This is a genomic window from Brevibacterium atlanticum (assembly GCF_011617245.1).
Classification (GTDB): Bacteria; Actinomycetota; Actinomycetes; order Actinomycetales; family Brevibacteriaceae; genus Brevibacterium; species Brevibacterium atlanticum.
The window spans coordinates 3,722,209-3,740,990 of the sequence record NZ_CP050152.1 but is presented as its reverse complement, the minus strand read 5'-3'; the positions used below and the strand labels follow the sequence as shown (position 1 = coordinate 3,740,990).

Below are 18,782 nucleotides of genomic sequence, written 5' to 3'. Positions count from 1 at the left end.
GAAAGGAAACAGCCAGATGACGACCAACCACCGGATTCGCCTGAACTCACGCCCCGTAGGCGCACCCACCGCGGAGAACTACCTCCTCGACGAGGTGCCTGTGCCCACCCCGGGTGAGGGTCAGGTGCTGCTGCGGACCCTCTACCTCTCTCTCGACCCGTACATGCGCGGTCGGATGTCGGACGCGAAGTCCTACGCCAAGCCTGTCGAGGTCGGCGATGTCATGGTCGGTGCGACCGTCGCCGAGGTGGTCGAATCGAATTCTGATGACTTCGCCGTCGGTGACATCGTCCTCGGCTACGGCGGATGGCAGGAGTACTCGGTCGAGTCGACCGGGCATCTGCGCAAGATCGACCCGGAGCTCGCACCGATCTCCACCCACCTCGGCGTGCTCGGCATGCCCGGTTTCACCGCATATGCGGGCCTGCTCGAGATCGGCCAGCCGAAGGAAGGCGAGACCGTGGCCGTGGCCGCCGCCACCGGACCCGTCGGTTCCGTCGTCGGCCAGATCGCGAAGATCAAGGGGGCGACCGCAGTCGGCATCGCAGGCGGGCCCGAGAAGGTCGCGCACCTGAAGGAACTCGGCTTCGACGTCGCCCTCGACCACCGTTCGGGCAACCTCAAGCAGGAGCTGAAAGAGGCGGTCCCGCAGGGCATCGACGTCTACTTCGAGAACGTCGGCGGCGACGTCTTCAACGCCGTGCTGCCGCGGTTGAACACCTTCGGTCGCGTTCCCGTCTGCGGGCTCGTCGCGAACTACAACCTCACCTCCCTGCCGGAGGGACCCGACCGTTCGGGTGCCCTCATGGGCCAGATCCTCACGAAGTCGCTGCTGGTCCGCGGCTTCATCCAGTTCGAGTTCGCGGAGCGTCTCACGGGTCAGTTCCTCACCGATATGAGCGGTTGGCTCAAGGAGGGCAAGGTGCAGTTCCGTGAGGACATCCGTCCGGGACTCGACAAGGCGCCCGAGTACTTCAACGATCTGCTCACCGGTGGCAACTTCGGCAAGATGGTCGTCGCGGTGGGTGCCGAGAGCTGAGGCTCGTCCGTCTGCCTGAGAACTGACACCAGTGCCCATTTCCTGCTGCGGGGAATGGGCACTGGTGTTTTCCGGCCGGCGGACGCGTCTGTTATCGAGTTCAGGACGGCGAATATTCGACGACGGGGAACGAATTCCGGACGATCTGTCGCAGATCGGCCAGGGAGGCGTTCTCAAAGACATGTCCGACCGCTCTGGCTTGGATCAGCAGGTTGCCGATCGCAGTCGCTTCGACGGGGCCGGCGATGACGCGGCAACCGGTGCGCTCGGCGGTCAGTCGGCACAGCAGTGTGTTCTGTGATCCTCCGCCGACGATGTGGATCGTCTCGACCGTTCTGCCGGTCAGCTCCTCGGCGGTCGCGATCGTCGAGGCGTACGCGGCGGCGAGCGATTCGAGGATGGACCGGACCACCTCGGCGCGGGACTGCGGTGGCTCCTGACCGCGTTCGACGCACCACTCGCGGATGCGGGTGGGCATATCCCCAGGTGGGGTGAAACGGTCGTCGGACGGATCGAAGACGGTCACCGGTTCTTCGACCTCGGCTGCCTCGGCGAGGAGCGTCTCGAGGTCCGAGCTGCGTTGTGCGTCGGTGGCATCCTGTTCCCACTGACGCATCGACTCGCTCAGCAGCCACAGTCCTGAGACGTTCTTGAGGAACCGGACCGTGCCGTCGACACCGCCTTCGTTCGTGAAGTTCGCCAGGCGGGCGTCCTCGGTCACGACGGGGGCGTCGATCTCGAGACCGACCAGAGACCAGGTTCCACTGGAGATGAATGCGCAGTTCGGTCCCTCCATGGGAACGGCCACCACCGCCGAGGCGGTGTCGTGGCTGCCCACGGCCGTGACCTGGATCGGTGCGCGAGCTCCGAGACGTTCTGCGACCGGCTCGGTGAGGTCCCCGAGGCGCTCGCCGGGGGAGACGAGTGCGGGCAGCAGGCCGGACGGCAGTTCGAGTCGACTCATCAAGTTGACATCCCAGGTGCCTTCCGTCACCGACAGCAGGCCAGTGGTCGAGGCATTCGTCAACTCCGTTCGCATCTGACCGGTGAGCCAGTAGGCGATGAGGTCCGGGATGAGCAGGGCTCGGTCGGCGAGAGTCAGGAAGCCCTCCTCGGCTTCGACCGCGAACTGGAAGACAGTATTGAAGTCCAGGTGCTGCAGGCCGTTGTACGCAAAGAGCTCCGTGGGACCGATCCGGTCATGGACGATCTCGACACCGCGAACGGTCCTTCCATCCCGGTAGTGATGAGGGATGCCGAGCAGCTTGCCGTCGCGCAGGAGTCCATAGTCGACGGCCCACGAGTCGATGCCGATGCTGGCGAGCCCCGGACTCGCACCGATCGCCTCACGCAGGCCATCGCTCAGACCGGCGAAGAGTGATTGGATGTTCCAATGCAGGCTCTCGCCCAGTGGCTGCGGCACATTCGGGAACCGTGCGACATGCTTCATCCGCAGCACACCGTCGGTGACTCCGCCGAGGATGACGCGACCACTCGTGGCGCCGAGGTCGACGGCCGCGAGCGTAAGCCCAGAAGGCCTGTCGACGGTCGAGTCCGACATCACCGCAGGAAGGCGGCGGCCACGCCGGCGTCGACGGGCACGTGCAGACCGGTCGTGTGCGAGAAGTCGTCGGTGCACAGAGCGAAGACGGCATTCGCGACGTTCTCCGGAACGACCTCACGGCCGAGGATGGTGCGCTGGGCGTAGAACTTGCCCAGGTCCTTCTCCTCGACTCCGTAGGTCTTCGCTCGCTGGGCACCCCAGCCTCCGGCGAAGATGCCGGATCCGCGGACGACTCCATCGGGGTTGATCCCGTTGACGCGAATGCCGTGTTCGCCGAGCTCGGCGGCGAGCAGACGCACCTGATGGGCTTGGTCGGCCTTCGTCGCCGAGTAGGCGATGTTGTTCGGGCCCGCGAACACCGAGTTCTTTGAGGAGATGTAGACGATGTCGCCGCCGATGCCCTGGTCGACGAGGATCCGTGCGGCGTTCTTCGACACGAGGAACGAACCCTTGGCCATGACATCGTGTTGGAGGTCCCAGTCGGCCTCGGTCGTGTCGAACAGCGACTTCGACAGGGACAGCCCGGCGTTGTTGACGATGAGGTCGATTCCTCCGAATGCGAGCACCGCCTCGGCGAGTGCCGACTGTACCCCCGCCTCATCGGAGACGTCGGCGGCGACACCGATGGCGACATCGGAGGAGCCGAGCTCCGCGGCGGCGGCCTCGGCCTTGTCGCGGTCGAGGTCGGCGATGACGACGCAGGCGCCTTCGGAGGCCAATCGTGTGGCGATCGCTTTGCCGATGCCCGAAGCCGCCCCGGTGACGAAAGCGACGCGGGAGGCCATGGGCTTCGGTGCCGGCTTCCGTTTGAGCTTCGCCTCCTCCAATGCCCAGTATTCGATGCGGAACTTCTCGGCTTCGGAGATCGGAGCGTAGGACGACAGGGCCTCTGCACCGCGCATGACATTGATGGCGTTGACGTAGAACTCTCCGGCCACCCGTGCGGTCTGCTTGTCCGCGCCGTAGGAGAACATGCCGACGCCGGGGACGAGGATGATGGCCGGATCGGCTCCCCGTATGGCCGGGGAATCCGGTTCCGCGTGGCGATCGTAATAGGCCTGGTAGTCGGCTCGGTAGGCCTCGTGCAAGGCGGGCAGCGCTGCGATGATGTCCTCGACCGAGGTGCTCGCAAGCAGGTCGATGACCAGCGGTTTGACCTTCGTGCGCAGGAAATGGTCGGGGCAGCTCGTGCCGAGCTCCGCCAAGGCGTTGAGCTTGTCGCCGGCGAGGAACTCGAGCACGGCGGGATCGTCGGTGAAGTGACCGACCATGGTCTTATCCGCCGAGGCGAGCCTGCGCAGGTGCGGTGCGAGGGCGGCGGCCTTGGCCCGGCGTTCGTCTGTCGGCAGGCCCGCATAGTCCGGTCGGACCTGACCGAAGGGGTCGGGCCGGCCGTGCTCCTCGATATAGCGTGCCGCAGTGTCGATGATCCAGCGTGAGTTCTCCTCGGACTCCGCAGAGGTGGCTCCCCACGCCGTGATCCCGTGACCACCGAGGATGGTGCCGATCGCCTGCGGGTTCGCCTTGCGGATCGCAGCGATGTCGAGTCCGAGCTGGAAGCCGGGCCGACGCCAGGGCACCCACACGACCAAGCCGTCGAAGATGGTCTGCGTCAGCGCCTCACCGTCGGCGGCGGTGGCGATCGCGATCCCCGAATCCGGATGTAGGTGGTCGACGTGCGCGGCGTCGACGAGACCGTGCATGGCGGTGTCGATCGATGGTGCTGCTCCGCCCTTTCCGTGCAGGGTGTAGTCGAAGGCCGCGACCATTTCGTCTTCCCGCTCGACGCCCGGGTAGGTCTGCTCCATTGCTCTCAATCGGTCGAGTCGGAGCACCGCCAGTCCTTCGGGGGTGAGCGTGCCGAGGTCGCCGCCCGAGCCCTTGACCCACAGCAGTTCGACGGTCTCACCGGTCACCGGGTCGATGTCGGTGCCTTTGGCAGAGGTGTTGCCGCCGGCATAGTTCGTGTTGCGGCGGTCGGCCCCCAGCGAGTTCGAGCGGGCGATGAGTTCGTTCACTGTCGGGTTGGTCATGGTTCTCCTCGGAGGGTGGTGCGAATGGCGAAGTGAGTGGCGGGTGGGGGAGGGGCCGCTGGCGGGCGCGGGGTGCCCCGGTGTCGACCGGGACACCCCCGTGTGTACTGGATCAGGCGCCCCAGCCGGCTTGGGTTCCGCCGACGCGGTCAGCGGCGATCTGCTCTTGGTAGCCGCAGTCGCGGAACGCGCGGATCGGGTCGGCGGGCAGACCGCGGGAGACTCTCCACTCCGCCAGATCCGGACGAACGTCGGTGTAGAACGCATCCATGAAGATGTTGTTGGCGGTGATGACATCACCGTCCAGCTGAGCTTCCTGCAGGGCCGCGGTGTCGAGGAGGAGTGCGCGGGCGGTCATCTCCTGAACGTTGAGCACCGACCGGATCTGGCCCTCGATCTTGTTCTCCACGTTGTGGCACTGGTCGAGCATGAACGCGACGTTCGGGTTGTTGAGGCCCCCGCCGCGAATCACCTCGTGGATGATGCGGAAGAGCTGGAACGGGTCGGCGGCACCGACCATGAGGTCGTCATCGGCGTAGAACCGCGAGTTGAAGTCGAAGGAGCCGAGCTTGCCCAGCCGCAGCAGCTGCATGACGATGAACTCGATGTTCGTTCCCGGCGCGTGATGTCCGGTGTCGAGGCAGACCATCGCCCTCTCGCCGAGAGCGGCCACTTGGGCATAGCTCGTACCCCAGTCGGGGACATCCGTGTGATAGAACGACGGTTCGAAGAACTTGTACTCGAGTACCAACCGCTGATCGTCGCCGAGGCGGTTGTAGATTCTGCTCAGCGAGTCGTGGAGTCGGTCCTGACGGCCGCGCATATCCGCCTGGCCCGGATAGTTCGAGCCCTCTGCCAACCAGATCTTGAGATCGCGCGAGCCGGTGCGGTCCATGACATCGATGCATTCGAGATGATGATCGATCGCCTTCGTGCGGATCGCCCGGTCTTCATGAGTCAGTGCTCCGAACTTGAAGTCGTCGTCCTGGAAGGTGTTCGAATTGACGGTGCCGAGTCGGACCCCGAGACCTTCTGCGTGCGTGGCCAGCTCGTCGAAGTCGCAGAGGTCCCAAGGGATGTGCAGTGCCACCTGCGGCGCGAGGCCGGTGAGTTCGTGGACCTTGGCGGCGTCGGCGATCTTCTCGAACGGGTCCCGTGGGGTGCCTGGAGTGCCGAAGACCTTGAACCGGGTGCCGGAGTTGCCGAACGCCCACGACGGCAGTTCGATCGCCTGCGCGGTTAGCTGGGCGGTGATGTCGGAGAAGGTGCGGGGAGTGCTCATGGGAGTCACGGTTTCCTTACTGTTGCTGTGGTGCTGAGTTCTTGGTGAGTTGATCCTCGAGGTGGAAGACCTCTCGCAGCCGTTCGGGACCGGCGTCGAAGGATCCTCCTGCCGCGAAGTACGGGGACATCGACTCCTGCCAGGCGGCATTGATCTCCGTGAGCTCCATGCCCTTCTGCGCTGCTTCGTAGTCCTCGGTCTCGAGATAGCCGATGACCATGCCACGCGGATCGGCGAACAGAGAGTAATTGCGCCACCCTGTAGCTTCGAGAGCCTCGAGCATCTCCGGCCACACTGCTCGGTGAGCAGCGATGTAGTCCTCGAGGCGGGCGGGGTCGACCTGCATGCGGAAGCACACGCGTTCCATCTCAGGACTCCCTGACCGCTGGGGTGCCGTCGGGACGGATGTTGCCCGCGGCCGCCTCGGTGGCGTGATCAGCGTCGAGAAGTCGTCCGTAGCGTTCGATCTCGATCTCCTCGAGGGTCTTGTTCTGCGTCTTCGGTGCCCAGATCATGCCGATGAGCAGGGCCGCGATGAGGAGGCCGAGGATGAGGACGCCGACACCATGGATGCCGGTCTTCTCGAGCATGAGGGGGAACCACAGGGAGAGGACGCCGACCATGACGCGCACGATCATGAACATGAAGCCCTGCGCGGAGGCCCGGTAACGGGTGGCGAAGAGTTCGGCTGCCCACAGTCCGTAGAAGGCCTGAGCGCCGATGCCCGAGGAGACGCCCCAGCCGATGGCGAACGTCAGCAGTGAGAACCAGCCGGCTGGACCGTAGATGAGAACGGCCCAAGCGATGACGCCGAGCCCGGCACCGAAGCCGTAGAGCCACTTGCGGGAGACCTTGTCTCCGTAGCGCATGAAACCGAAGAAGGTAGCGGCACTGGTCAGGCCCCAGACGAGCACCTGCAGCAGGTACTGCGAGCGGGCATCGGTGAGTCCGGTTGCTTCGTAGATGCGCGGCTGGAAGATGCCTGCCTGCCCGGCCACGGTGTTCCAGAGTCCGTAGACGCCGATGAGGAAGAGGAGTGCGGTGAGATTCTTCCTGTTGGCGAACATCTCGAAGAAACCGCGGTAGGTGCTGACGCTGTTGGGATTCGCATTCTTCTCCGTCCACCGGCGTGACTCAGCGAGACCGCGACGGACCCACCAGGTGATGAACGCGATGACGAAGAGGTGGGCGAAGATGATCCGCGAGCCGAGCAGCCCCATGGGCTCGAGCAGTGCAGCGAGCAGGAAGCCGATCATCGGTCCGATGGACCAAGCGAGCTGGGCGACGCCGACGTGACCGGCGCGACGACCGTCAGGAGCCTCCTCGGCGATGTAGGTCCATGCGGCGGTGACGCCGGCTCCGACGGCGATGCCGGTGAGGACGAAACCGATGAGCAGTGAGGCGAAGTTGAACGCGAAGATCGCGAACAGCGTGCCGAACATGTATAGCAGCAGGTCGTAGGTGTAGATGAACTTGCGGCCGTAGCGGTCGCACAGCGGTCCGCCGATGGCTGCTCCGATGGCAGCGCCGAACGCATTGGCGCTCAAGGCGCTGAGCAGACCGACGGCCATGCTGTCGAGACCGAACTCGGTCTGCCACAGGCTCATACTCGTGGCGATCGCGATGATCGAACCGGCCTCGATGTAGTTCGACATGGCCACGGCGACCGTGGCCTTCCATTTGGACGACGTCGTTGTGTCCCTCACAGGTTCCTCCGGGATGCTTCGGTACTCGCAACGGATCGCTCGAGCTCTGACGGTGTGGTGCCGACCTGGTGATCGGTGCAGATGTGGTGGTGTTCGTCTGCCAGGCGGTGACGACGAAGCGAATCAATGTCTACAATGAATTGAAACGTTTCAATCTTGTTGCTGGGAACACTAGCATGTCGTCCGGATCACATCAAGGCGGTGACTGACGACGGGGTTGTGCCGTCGGTATCGGGCACAATGAGACATGTTCCTGCTCGTGGTGACGGTCAGCCCGGGCGCCGTCTGCGAAGGAGACTCATGGCGAAAGTGAGTATGCGCGAGGTCGCCGACCATGCCGGAGTCTCCGTCGGGACCGTGTCCCACGTGGTCAATGGCTCATCAAAGGTGGCGGCGTCGACCGCTGAGAAAGTGAATGAGGCGATCGATGAGCTCGGCTTCGTTCGCAATGCCGCAGCGAGACAGTTGAGATCGGGCCACAGCAGCAGTTTGGGGCTCGTCGTGCTCGACACGTCCAACCCGTTCTTCGCTTCGGTCGCCCATGGCGCCAGGCAGGCGTGTGATGAGTCGGGACTGTCGTTGCTCATCGGAGATTCAGGCACTGATGAGGCACGGGAGTCGAAGTACGTGGACCTGTTCGCTGAACAGCGAGTCAATGGCCTCCTGGTGACGCCGACCGGTTCCGATCTGTCCCAGCTCGAATCCATCGCCGGTCGTGGGACGCCCGTCATGCTCGTCGACCGTGCATCGAACGGCTACGCTCTGTCGTCGGTGACTGTGGACAACGTCGCCGGAGGACGGATGGCGCTCGACCACATCCTTGCCGGCGGCTGCATGCGCCCGGCCTTCATCGGGGGGCCGCAATCTCTGCCGCAGGTCGCTGACCGATTGCTCGGAGCACGGGAGCGTGTGGCGGGGTCAGGGCTTGACCTGCCGGTGTTCGGCACCGAGGAGCTGACCATTCTGGCCGGTCGGAACGCGGGGGAGAAGGTCGTCGCCCTGCCTGACGGAGAACGACCCGATGCTGTCTTCTGCGCCAACGATCTGCTTGCCGTCGGCTTCATGCAGGCGGTGCTCATGTTCAGCGATCTGAGAATCCCCGACGACATCGCGATCGTCGGTTATGACGACATCGACTACGCGTTCTCGACGATCGTCCCACTGACCTCCGTGCGACAGCCGGCCGAGCTCCTGGGACGGACTGCAGTCGAGACGCTGCTGCAGGAGAACGCCTCTGTCTCCAGTGAGCACCATGATCGAGAATTCACTCCAGAGCTCGTCGTTCGCGGTTCGACCCGTCCGATCTGAGGAGCCGAAACCCGCTGACTACGCGAAGTGCGCGAACACCTCGGCGGGGTCCAGGCCGAAGCTCAGCGCCAGGGTGAGCACGATGCGAGCCTTGCGGGCGTCGAGGATTCCGGCGGGGATGAGTCCGGACTCGAGCAGACCGATCTCGCCGCCGGGATATCCGTAGGTTCGGTGCAGGCTGGCACCCGAGCCGGTGCGGGAAGCGAGCACGACGGGCATCGACTCGGCCAGACGGGCCACTGCAGGCAGCAGCTCCGCGGGGACGTGCCCTCCGCCGACGCCCGAGAGTACGGCACCGGCGAAGTCGGACCCGGCGAAGAGATCAAGGGTGTCTGCCGGCTCACCCATCCCCACCTCGGCGAGAGCGACCTTCGCCAAGCGATCCGGACGTTGCAGCCCCGCGAACGGCGACGTCGGAGCCTGTGGGGCGTGCGGAAGGTGGAGGTCATCCTCGCTCAGCCAGCCGATCGCCCCGAGCACGGGCCCGGAGGAGAATGCCGCCGTCGAGGTGGTGTGCGACTTCGAGACGAACCTCGGATCGTGGACCTCGTCGTTGAACACCAGCGTGGCCGGAAGGCCTTTGACCTGGTCGGACAGGGCGGTGAGCGCAGCGGCACGGACGTTGGCGGGGCCATCGGCACCGGGCAGAGTCGGATTGCGCATCGCCCCAGTGACGGCGATATGGGTGCCCGAATCATTGAGCAGCCAGAGCCCGAAGGCCGACTCTTCGAGGGTGTCAGTGCCCTGCGTGAGCACGATTCCGTCGGCCGAGCTCGTGCGGGCGAGCTCGACGACATCGAAGAGCATCTCAAGAGTGACATTCGCGCTCGAGACCTGAGCGACCTGGATGAAATCGGCCTGCAGATTCGGCCACACCTGATCGAGTCCGGCGGCCGCGGCGATCTCGGCGCCGCCGAGCGCGGGGGCAACTCCACCTGCGGCATTGGCGGTCGAGGCGATCGTGCCGCCGAGGGCGGCCAACAGCAGGTGAGGGGCGGTCTGCGAAGAGGTCTCAGGCATGATTCGAGTCTAACGTCAGTTCTCATGTCACAGCCGTTTGCTAGTCTCCACGCATGGAACCCGCTACCGTGCTCCGCCTGGCCCATGAGCAGGCCATGCAGTACCCCTCGGTCGACATCGACCATCCCTTCGGGCCGGAGAACTCCGTGTACAAGGTGCGCGGGAAGATGTTCATGATGGCCTATCGGCTGCGTGGGGTCCCCAGCATCAACCTCAAGATCGACCCCCTCGATGGTGAGGTGCTTCGGGATGCCTATGCCGAGATCACTCCGGGCTATCACATGAATAAGAAGCACTGGATCACCGTGGCCGGCGGCGCAGAGGAACCCGGGGACCGGTTCGACTCCGACCTGCTCCACGACCTCGTCCTCGAGTCCTACTGTCTCGTCGTCGCGAAGATGCCGAAGAAGGATCGTCCCGTCGATCCCGTGACCTTCGGTGGGAGGGGCTCCGCGGACTGAGTTGTGGAACGATCCGGGGCGTGGGGCGAGAAGCGGGCAGAGAAGTAGGCCGACCGTCCGGGAATTGGCGCGCACCTGCCCGGGCGTTGAGAATAGTTCCTATGTCCGCCCTGTCATCCGCACTCGCCTACCGGCGACTGCTCGAATCGAATGCCACTCTGCGCATGCTCCGGGCCGACAACCTCGCCGTCATGGCCGGGACCCTCGACGCCCACCTCGGACGGCCGGGTACTCGGATGAACACCGAGGACCTGCACGAGAGCATCGACGCCGACCTCGAAGAACTCCGCGACCACTTCGACCTCTCCCTGCGCACCGCGAAGGCGTACTGCGACGACTGGCGACGAGCCGAGATCCTCGTCCGCAGACCCGCGACCGGGGCCAGAGGCGAGACCTACGAACTCTCCGCCGCCGGCTTCGACGCCATCCGCATGCTCGAACAGCTGCGCACTCCTCCACAGACCGCCACCGAATCCCGCCTGGTCAGCCTCGCCCAATCCGTGCACCAACTGGCCATCGACACCGATCCCGACAGCTCCCGTAGGCTGGCCGCCCTGCGCGCCGAACGGGACCGCATCGACGCCGAGATCGCCCGGGTCCGCCGTGGCGACCCTCGGTCCGTCGTCCTCGACCGCCGGCGAGCGAACGAACGCGTTTCCGACATCCTCCAGCAGGCGCAGGGGCTGCCCGCCGACTTCGCCCGCGTGCGCGCTCGCTTCGAAGAGCTCAATCAGGAACTGCGGATCTCGATCCTCGCCGCCGAAGACTCCCAATCCCAGGTCCTCGACGAAGTCTTCCGCGGCGTCGACCTCATCGAATCCTCCGACGAGGGACGCACGTTCTCGGCATTCTCCGCCCTCGTCCGCGACCCCGAACAGTCCGCGGCCTTCGACGACGACATCGCCGCCATCCTCGACCGCGACTTCTCCGCCACCCTGTCCCTGGCCACCCGGCGCTCCCTGCGCACCCTGATGCGACAGATGAAGGACGGATCCCGCGAAGTCTCGGACATCCTCACCGAGTTCGCCCGCGGCCTGCGCCGCTACGTCCACTCCCACGAATTCCAACGCGACCGCGTCATGCGCACCCTCCTCCAAGAGGGCCTGGCCGCCGCGGCACCGGTATCGCAGGAACTCAAGCCCTACGACGAGATCGGCATCGACCTCGAACTCTCGAGCGTGTCCCTCGGCAGCGTCGGCGAGGTCATCCTCCATGACCCCGAGGAGTTCAACGCCGGAGACGAGCTCGGCGAGGCCACCGACTCCGAGATCGACTTCGCCGAACTCATCGCCGTCGCCCGCGAATCCGAAATCGACTTCGCCGAACTCACCGAGAACATCAACTCCGTTGTCACCTCTGCCCACGAAGCCTCCGTCGCCGAGGTGCTCGAGACCTTCCCCGCCACCCAGGGGTTGGCGAGCGTCGTCGGACTGTTGTCCCTGGCCAGTACGTACGGCCACGTCGATCACGACAATCGCGAAATCCTCACCTGGTCCGGCATCGACGGCATCGCCCGCACCGCCGCGATCCGCCGCCACTACTTCACCGAAGGCATCACCCTATGATCCCCACCGACCACGTCGAACCCACCGAGGCGGCCGCCCGCAACAGTGCCCACCCGACCTCACCGGCCGGTGACGACAGGACATCCGCCGAGGTGGGGGCCGCCTCGGCGAGTGAATCCTTCGGGAACGGTGCCGCCCACAACCCGTCGGGACTGTGGTCCGGTGACACCGGAACCCTGGGGGAGCGGACCCGGCGCGTGCTGCTCGAACTGCTCAAAGGCCCCTACGTCTCCGGCGTGCAGAGCCCGCAGCTGTGGTCAGCGCTCGTGGCCGACGAAGGACTCGTCCGCTCGCGCCTGCACGACCTGTTCCTCGACCTCGTCATCGACCGCGTCGACGAGTTCGCATTCACCCGCAAGATCGTCACCGACGAGATCGACGCACCCGCCGCGGTGCGCAGCGAACGGCTGACCTTCCTCGATACGGCCATGCTCCTCGTGCTGCGGCAGATGCTGCTCGCCGCGCCCGGGGAGAAGCGCGTCATCGTCGATCGCGACGAGGTCTACGAGCGGCTCGCGATCTACCGCACCGGCGACGAATCGACGTTCCAGCGCAATCTCAACGGCGCCTGGTCGCGGATGAGCAACCGGCTGCGTGTGCTGCACAAGGCCGGCGAGGATCGGTACGAGATCTCCCCGATGGTGAAGTTCCTCATCGACGAGGATCGAGTGCGCGAACTCATCGACGTCTACGAACGCATCGCCGCAGGTGAGACCGAGGCTGGTGAGGATCTCGGCGATGCAGTTGCTGACACAGATACCGATGCTGATGATGGCGCTGAGGATGAGGCAGACACCGAGCCGGGCTCGGACTCCGACACCACGGCCGAGCCCGAGGAGGGCGACGCGTGACCGAGGCACTCTTCCCGCTCGATGCGGCCTTCGTCGCCGATCAGGCGCGAGCCCGTGGGGCGAACCGTCCCGATGTCGGCAGTCAGTGGCGGCTGAGTGAGATCCAGATCGCCAACTGGGGCACCTTCGACGCCGACATCCACCGCATCCCCGTCTCCCACAAGGGCCACCTCATCACCGGACCCTCGGGTTCGGGCAAGTCCTCCCTGCTCGACGGCATCGCCGCGGTCCTCACCCCGGACAAGTGGCTGCGCTTCAACGTCGCGGCCCAGACCGCGGGTGCCCGGCTCGACCAGCGCAGCCTCGTCAGCTATGTCCGCGGGGCCTGGACCCGGACCGCCGACACCGAAGAGGACCGGGTCGTCAGCAAATACCTGCGCCCCCGTGCCACCTGGTCGGGCATCATCCTCCGCTATGACAACGGCACCGACCGACCGCTGTCCCTGGCCCGACTCTTCTTCATCAAGGGCTCGGGCACGAAGACGACGGACCTCTCCGACGCGTGTGTATGGGAACGCGCCGAACTCGACCTCGCCGAACTCCAGCACTATGCCCGCTCAGGACTCGAAACCCGTAGGCTCAAAGCCGACCGGCCCGATGGTCACCTCGAACGGTCACCACGGAAAGTTCTACGCGCGGATGCGCAAGACCTTCGGCATGGCCGACGAGTCCGCCCTCCAGCTGCTGCACAAGACCCAGTCGGCCAAGAGCCTCGACAGCCTCGACCGGCTCTTCCGCGACCATATGCTCGAGACCCCGGCGACCTTCGACCTCGCCGACACCGCCGTCGCCCAGTTCGGCGACCTCAAGGATGCCCACGACCATGTCGTCCAGCTGCGCAAACAGCGCGACCACCTGCAGCAGCTGCGCGAGGCCGCCGCGAGCTTCGAAACCGCCAACGACATCGCCGCGAAGTCGATCGCACTGAGCGAATCCCTGCTGCCCTATCAGAAGCGCCGCGAACTCGACATCCTCCGCACCGACCTCTCGGCTCTGACGAGGCGGATCGTCGAACTCGAAGTCACCGCCGATCGGGCGGGCCGCGACTACACCGCCGCCGTCGACGAATATGACCTGGCGAGGCGGGCCACCCTCGAACTCGGAGGCTCGGAGGCCGAGCACCTCCAGCAGCGCATCGACTCCGCCGAGACCGAACGCCGCGCCATCGCCGAACGCTGGGCCGGACTGGCCCGCCAGCTCGAACAGGCCGGCATCGATTCCGCCCCGACCACGGCCGCGGAATTCGCCGAACTCCAGGCCCAGATCGCCGCCAGCCTCGACGACGACGCCCAGGTCGCCGGCCCCAGCCACGCTGACCACGACCGGTTCTCCCAGGCTCGTGCCCGGGTCCGCGAACTCGAAGGCGAGATCGAATCCCTGCGCCGCTCGGGTTCGACTGTGCCGAACAACCTCATGGCGATCCGCTCAGAACTCGCCGCCGGCACCGGGCTGAGCGAGAAGTCCCTGCCCTTCGCCGCCGAACTCATCGAGGTCGACCCTGACGAGGCGCGGTGGACCGGGGCGATCGAACGCGTGCTGCGTCCCATGGCGCTGACCGTCCTTGTTCGGTCCGAGAACCTCTCCGCGGTGCGCACGTGGGTCGACGCCCACCACATCCGCGGCCGTCTCGTGTTCGAGGAGATCCCGCACACCGTGCCTGGTCCCCGCCCCGTTGGCAGCGAGAAATCCTTGGTCAACAAGGTGCATGTGTCCGACACTGGGTTCGGCGACTGGGTGCGGTCCACCCTGTCCGAACGCTTCGACTTCGCCTGCGTCGACCACCCCGACGAACTCGACGACCACCCCCGCGCCGTCACCGTCAAAGGCCAGATCAAGACCTCACGCACGCGGTACGAGAAGGACGACCGCCGTCGCATCGACGACCGCAGCCAATGGGTCCTCGGCGATCGGGAAGCCAAACTCGAGGCCCTCATCGAATCACTCAAGGAAGCCCAGGCGGAGCTGGCGGAGGCGGAACAGGTCGTCGCCGCCGCTGACGCGGAGACCGCACAGGCCCACCGCCGGCGCGGCATCCTCGCCGGCATCCGCGAACAGGCCTGGCGTGACGTCGACCGGGACAGCGCCGCCGAGAAGGTCGCCACACTCGAACGTCAGTTGGCCGAACTCGAAGACGCTGACGGTGATCTGCAGCAGGCGATCGGTGCCGAACGCGAAGCGAAGGCGACCAAGGACGCCGCCGAGACCGCACGCTCCGAGGCCGACTACGCCCTGCGCCGGGCGAACGAGGAATCGACGGGGCTGCGGTCGGGCATCACCCGGATCGAAGACGACGTCAACGCCGGTCGCATCCCCGAGGTGGACGGCCACCTCGGCGAGGAATTGGATGCCCGGTTCCGGAAGATCCAACGCAGCATCAAGCGGGAGAACCTCGCCGAGGTGGGGCAGCAGGTCTCGCAGACCCTGCAGGAGGAGAAGGACCGAGCCCAGGCCGAAGCGAGCCGGGCCGGTCAGTCCGTGACCCGGTTGGCCGCGGAGTTCAAGGCCGCATGGCCGTCTGTGTCCTCCCAGCTCACAGCTGAGGTCGACGATCGGCGAGCGTATCTGGCGATGCTCGATGAGATCGAGGCGCACGGTCTGCCCGATCATGAGAACCGGTTCCGGGAGCTGCTCCAGCAGCGCTCGCGCGACCTCATCGGCGAGCTGCTCAACGAGATCCACGCAGCCCCGCGCGAGATCGAGGACCGGGTCGCCCCGATCAACTCGTCGCTGCTGCGGTCGCAGTTCGACGAGGACCGGTACCTGCGGCTGAAGGTCAAGACGCGCCGGTCGGAGACCGTCAACGCCTTCATCGCCGATCTGCGCTTCGTCGCCGCCGGCAGCTGGGGTGAGGACGATATGGAGACCGCGGAGAAGAAGTATGACACGCTCGCCGAGGTGATGCGCCGATTCGCCTCGAGCGAGCACGTCGACAAGGTATGGAAGACCCAATGCCTGGACACGCGGCTGCATGTGTCTTTCCTCGCCGAGGAGATCGACGACCACGGGCGTGCGCACGCGACCTACGATTCGGGTGCGGCGATGTCCGGCGGGCAGCAGCAGAAGCTCGTGATCTTCTGCCTGGCCGCGGCGCTGCGCTATCAGCTGGCCGACCCGGACGAGGCGATCTCGAAGTACGGCACGATCATCCTCGACGAGGCCTTCGACAAGGCCGACACCCGGTATACGCGGATGGCGCTCGATATCTTCATCGAGTTCGGCTTCCACATGGTGCTCGCCACCCCGCAGAAGCTGCTGCAGACGATCGAACCCTATGTGGGGGCGGCGACCTCGATCGAGAACCCGAGCCGACAGAAGACGCTGACCTCGACGATGGTGTGGGACGAGAAGGACGAATCCCCCGCCGAGGCGGTTGCCGAGAGTGCGTCCGACACCTCCGCTGAGTTCGAATTCGAGGAGTCCGACGGCCGATGACCATGCTCTCCGTCGCCGAGGCTCGGGCACAGGTGCGCAAGCGTCTGTCCTCGTCGATGGCGGCCTGGGCGGCGGAGGCGGTCGGTGAAGTGCGCGTCGAGCTCGCCCTCCAGCCGCCGACGGAGAAACAGGTGCTGGCCGATCAGAATGCCGCAGCCGACTGGGCCGCGAGCTGGCGGGCCGTTGATGAGAAGGCGAGCGGAACCGTTGCCTCGGGACTCGAGATCGACTGGGAGGAACGCAACTGGGCACGCATCGGCCGCCAACGTGTCCCCATCCGACTGCGCCTGACGACGCCCGACGAGGTGGCTGCCTTCGTCGGCGGCGAAATCGCTCGCGACTGGCGGCGACTGCGCGATCGTGCCGCGTCGATCCGGCGGCGGTTCGCAGATGCCGGCGGGAGTCGGACCCGAGACGAGTTGCCGGACGGTGATGGTGATCCGGACAGTGACGAGGATGCGGCCGGTGACGCCCTCGCCACAGCCATCCGAACACAGGCGAAGCGGATTCTCGGGCTCGGTGATGCTGCCTTCACCACAGTGGTCGACGTCGTCGACTGGCTGCGCGGCCACCGGCTCGGTTCGCTGCGACCTCGGCAGCTGCCCATCCGCGGAGTCGATTCGAAATGGTTCGAGGCTCACCGCAGTCTCGTCACCGCACTGCTTGCAGGGATCGGCCACGCCGACGCCATATCCGTCCTCGATGCCGAACCGCGGTTGCGTCTGCGCATCCTCGACCCGGCGCTGCTTCCCGGCGCAGATGTTGCGACCCCGAGCGTCGCGACTCCATGCGTCGCCGGCTCAGGCACCGCCTCCGCGAGTGCCGACCTACCTTCCGGCCGCCTCGCCGACATCACCGCACCGATCTCCCAAATCAGTCGCCTGCCGCTGCTGCCGAAGGTGGTCTTCGTCTTCGAGAACCTCGAATCCGTGCTCGCCATGCCGGCCTGGCCCGACGCGGTGGCCGTGCACGGATCCGGCTATGCCGTCGACCAAGTGGCTCGCCTCGACTGGATCGCGGGAACCCGCACCATCTACTGGGGCGACCTCGACTCGCACGGCTTCGCGATCCTCAACCGCCTCCGCAGTCACCTGCCCACGGTCGAATCCGTGCTCATGGACGAGGCCACTTTGGTTGCGCATGAAGACCTGTGGGTGCCCGAACCGAAGCCGAGCACCGGAACGCTCCCACGGCTGACCGGTTCCGAAACTCGCACCCTCGACCGCCTCCGCACCGAAGGCAACGTCCGTCTCGAACAGGAACGGATCCCCTGGGAGACGGCACTGAACCGGCTGCAGTCCGCGGTCGGGGATACGACGGCGGGCCACCTCGGCGAGGGACCTGATGGTCACCGATAGGCCGCGCGGAGGACTGACCGCGCTGTGCCTGGCCGAGCTGGTCTGCTGGGGCCTGCTCTACTATTCGCTGCCGGTCGCGGTCACGCCGATCTCCGCGGACATGGGATGGAGTCACACGACCGTCACGGCCGCACTGACTCTCGGCCTCATCGTCTCCGCGCTCATGGGACCTGCGGTCGGGCGGATGCTCGACGACCACGGGCCCAGGCTGATCATGGGCACGGGCACGCTCATCGGCGTCGTGGCACTCGGTCTCGTCGCGATCGCCCCGAACCTCCCTGTCTTCTTCGCCGCCTGGATCCTCGCTGGCTTCGCGCAGGCTGCGACGCTCTACCCGCCGGCCTTCGCCGTCATCACCCGCTGGTACGGACCGGAGCGGACGAAGCCGCTGACGATGATCACGCTCGTCGGCGGGCTCGCCTCGACGGTGTTCGCCCCGATCATCGCCTGGCTCATCGACGCACTCGGCTGGCGCGGAACCTATGGCGTCCTCGCGGGGCTGCTCGCGGTCCTCGCGCTGCCGATGCACTTGTTCTTCCTCAACCGATCTTGGACCGACGAGGAGGCCGAACGCACCGAACGCCCGAGCCGGGCCGAACTGCGCACAGTCACCCGCCACCCCCGGTTCATCACCCTCCAGATCGCCGTGGCGTTCGCGACCTTCACCCTCTTCGCGGTGACGATCAACATCATCCCGCTCATCATCGAACGCGGAGCCGGCTACAGTCTGGCCGCCATCGCGCTCGGGCTCGTCGGGTTCGGGCAGGTGGCCGGACGCTTCGGCTACCCGAGCCTCGAGAGGCATTCGTCGACCCGGACGCGCACGGTCATCCTCTTCGCCGCGGGCGCGGTGGGACTGTGGCTGCTCGCCTTCGTGCCCGGCCCGATCTGGCTGCTCATCGGCATTGCGATGGTCACCGGGGGAGTGCGCGGCTGCATGACCCTGCTGCAGGCGAAGGCGGTCTCCGACCGGTGGGGGACGAAGAACTTCGGGGCAGTCAACGGCGTCTTCGTCGCCCCGATCACCGCCGGCACGGCGCTGGCCCCGGTGGCGGGCCCGGCGCTGGCCGGAATGCTCGGCGGGTACCCGATGATGGCGGTGACCATGGCTGGCCTGCTCACTCTGGCGACGGTGCTGTCGGCGCGGACGTGATGGTGGATTT

General features: G+C 66.1%; 14 protein-coding genes and 1 pseudogene. 9 read left to right on the top strand and 6 right to left on the bottom strand.

The genetic code is table 11. The annotated features are described in order from the left end of the window. The first annotated feature begins 16 nt into the window (after nucleotides 1–16). Entirely contained in the window at nucleotides 17–1,039 is a 1,023-nt protein-coding gene (locus tag GUY23_RS16640; protein ID WP_166974457.1) for an NADP-dependent oxidoreductase, read from the top strand. A gap of 100 nt (nucleotides 1,040–1,139) precedes the next feature. Here GUY23_RS16640 and GUY23_RS16635 read toward each other — a convergent pair whose 3' ends face one another. The 5 genes from GUY23_RS16635 to GUY23_RS16615 all read right to left on the bottom strand — a co-directional run bounded on the left by GUY23_RS16635 (nucleotide 1,140) and on the right by GUY23_RS16615 (nucleotide 7,624). After that, nucleotides 1,140–2,600: a rhamnulokinase gene (locus tag GUY23_RS16635; protein ID WP_166974454.1), complete on the bottom strand. Its 1,461-nt coding sequence runs from the start codon at nucleotides 2,598–2,600 to the stop codon at nucleotides 1,140–1,142. Next, entirely contained in the window at nucleotides 2,600–4,636 is a 2,037-nt protein-coding gene (locus GUY23_RS16630) for a bifunctional aldolase/short-chain dehydrogenase (protein WP_166974451.1), read from the bottom strand. Before GUY23_RS16630 ends, GUY23_RS16635 begins: the two co-directional genes overlap by 1 nt. A gap of 112 nt (nucleotides 4,637–4,748) precedes the next feature. Continuing rightward, a complete protein-coding gene (gene rhaI, locus GUY23_RS16625) occupies nucleotides 4,749–5,918 on the bottom strand; it encodes an L-rhamnose isomerase (RefSeq protein ID WP_166974448.1) in 1,170 nt (389 codons plus the stop codon). A 16-nt stretch (nucleotides 5,919–5,934) separates the two neighbouring features. Beyond that, on the bottom strand, nucleotides 5,935–6,285 hold the full coding sequence (locus GUY23_RS16620) for an L-rhamnose mutarotase (RefSeq protein WP_166974445.1): 351 nt from the start codon (nucleotides 6,283–6,285) through the stop codon (nucleotides 5,935–5,937). A gap of 1 nt (nucleotide 6,286) precedes the next feature. Then, the gene (locus tag GUY23_RS16615) at nucleotides 6,287–7,624 is read right to left on the bottom strand and encodes an MFS transporter (protein WP_228282481.1); all 1,338 of its coding nucleotides are present in this window, start codon (nucleotides 7,622–7,624) and stop codon (nucleotides 6,287–6,289) included. A 300-nt stretch (nucleotides 7,625–7,924) separates the two neighbouring features. Between GUY23_RS16615 and GUY23_RS16610 the strand changes: the two genes are divergently transcribed. Beyond that, nucleotides 7,925–8,932 (top strand): LacI family DNA-binding transcriptional regulator, encoded by a 1,008-nt coding sequence (locus tag GUY23_RS16610; protein ID WP_166974442.1) that lies wholly within the window; start codon nucleotides 7,925–7,927, stop codon nucleotides 8,930–8,932. 18 nt (nucleotides 8,933–8,950) lie between these two features. Here the strand turns inward: GUY23_RS16610 and GUY23_RS16605 are convergent, their stop codons facing one another. Beyond that, complete coding sequence (locus GUY23_RS16605) at nucleotides 8,951–9,952, bottom strand: asparaginase (RefSeq protein WP_166974439.1); 1,002 nt, start codon at nucleotides 9,950–9,952, stop codon at nucleotides 8,951–8,953. Nucleotides 9,953–10,005: 53 nt separating this feature from the next. Between GUY23_RS16605 and GUY23_RS16600 the strand changes: the two genes are divergently transcribed. The 7 genes and pseudogenes from GUY23_RS16600 to GUY23_RS16575 all read left to right on the top strand — a co-directional run bounded on the left by GUY23_RS16600 (nucleotide 10,006) and on the right by GUY23_RS16575 (nucleotide 18,772). Next, nucleotides 10,006–10,413 (top strand): MmcQ/YjbR family DNA-binding protein, encoded by a 408-nt coding sequence (locus GUY23_RS16600; protein ID WP_166974436.1) that lies wholly within the window; start codon nucleotides 10,006–10,008, stop codon nucleotides 10,411–10,413. A 101-nt stretch (nucleotides 10,414–10,514) separates the two neighbouring features. Then, nucleotides 10,515–11,978: a DUF3375 domain-containing protein gene (locus GUY23_RS16595; protein ID WP_166974433.1), complete on the top strand. Its 1,464-nt coding sequence runs from the start codon at nucleotides 10,515–10,517 to the stop codon at nucleotides 11,976–11,978. Continuing rightward, a complete protein-coding gene (locus GUY23_RS16590) occupies nucleotides 11,975–12,829 on the top strand; it encodes a DUF4194 domain-containing protein (RefSeq protein ID WP_166974430.1) in 855 nt (284 codons plus the stop codon). The genes GUY23_RS16595 and GUY23_RS16590 overlap by 4 nt, the downstream gene beginning before the upstream one ends. Further along, nucleotides 12,826–13,044 (top strand): annotated as a pseudogene (locus tag GUY23_RS18685) (ATP-binding protein); the annotation flags it as partial. The gene GUY23_RS16590 and the pseudogene GUY23_RS18685, both read left to right, overlap by 4 nt. 334 nt (nucleotides 13,045–13,378) lie before the next feature. Then, entirely contained in the window at nucleotides 13,379–16,261 is a 2,883-nt protein-coding gene (locus GUY23_RS16585; protein WP_228282479.1) for an ATP-binding protein, read from the top strand. Beyond that, nucleotides 16,258–17,619: a Wadjet anti-phage system protein JetD domain-containing protein gene (locus GUY23_RS16580; protein WP_166974427.1), complete on the top strand. Its 1,362-nt coding sequence runs from the start codon at nucleotides 16,258–16,260 to the stop codon at nucleotides 17,617–17,619. Before GUY23_RS16585 ends, GUY23_RS16580 begins: the two co-directional genes overlap by 4 nt. After that, complete coding sequence (locus tag GUY23_RS16575; RefSeq protein WP_166974424.1) at nucleotides 17,606–18,772, top strand: MFS transporter; 1,167 nt, start codon at nucleotides 17,606–17,608, stop codon at nucleotides 18,770–18,772. Before GUY23_RS16580 ends, GUY23_RS16575 begins: the two co-directional genes overlap by 14 nt. The last annotated feature ends 10 nt before the right edge of the window (nucleotides 18,773–18,782 follow it).

Coding starts and splice junctions, on each gene's coding strand:
- GUY23_RS16640 (WP_166974457.1), top strand. CDS start 17: ATGACGACCAACCACCGGATTCGCCTGAACTCACGCCCCGTAGGCGCA.
- GUY23_RS16635 (WP_166974454.1), bottom strand. CDS start 2,600: ATGTCGGACTCGACCGTCGACAGGCCTTCTGGGCTTACGCTCGCGGCC.
- GUY23_RS16630 (WP_166974451.1), bottom strand. CDS start 4,636: ATGACCAACCCGACAGTGAACGAACTCATCGCCCGCTCGAACTCGCTG.
- rhaI (WP_166974448.1), bottom strand. CDS start 5,918: ATGAGCACTCCCCGCACCTTCTCCGACATCACCGCCCAGCTAACCGCG.
- GUY23_RS16620 (WP_166974445.1), bottom strand. CDS start 6,285: ATGGAACGCGTGTGCTTCCGCATGCAGGTCGACCCCGCCCGCCTCGAG.
- GUY23_RS16610 (WP_166974442.1), top strand. CDS start 7,925: ATGGCGAAAGTGAGTATGCGCGAGGTCGCCGACCATGCCGGAGTCTCC.
- GUY23_RS16605 (WP_166974439.1), bottom strand. CDS start 9,952: ATGCCTGAGACCTCTTCGCAGACCGCCCCTCACCTGCTGTTGGCCGCC.
- GUY23_RS16600 (WP_166974436.1), top strand. CDS start 10,006: ATGGAACCCGCTACCGTGCTCCGCCTGGCCCATGAGCAGGCCATGCAG.
- GUY23_RS16595 (WP_166974433.1), top strand. CDS start 10,515: ATGTCCGCCCTGTCATCCGCACTCGCCTACCGGCGACTGCTCGAATCG.
- GUY23_RS16590 (WP_166974430.1), top strand. CDS start 11,975: ATGATCCCCACCGACCACGTCGAACCCACCGAGGCGGCCGCCCGCAAC.
- GUY23_RS16585 (WP_228282479.1), top strand. CDS start 13,379: ATGCCCGCTCAGGACTCGAAACCCGTAGGCTCAAAGCCGACCGGCCCG.
- GUY23_RS16580 (WP_166974427.1), top strand. CDS start 16,258: ATGACCATGCTCTCCGTCGCCGAGGCTCGGGCACAGGTGCGCAAGCGT.
- GUY23_RS16575 (WP_166974424.1), top strand. CDS start 17,606: ATGGTCACCGATAGGCCGCGCGGAGGACTGACCGCGCTGTGCCTGGCC.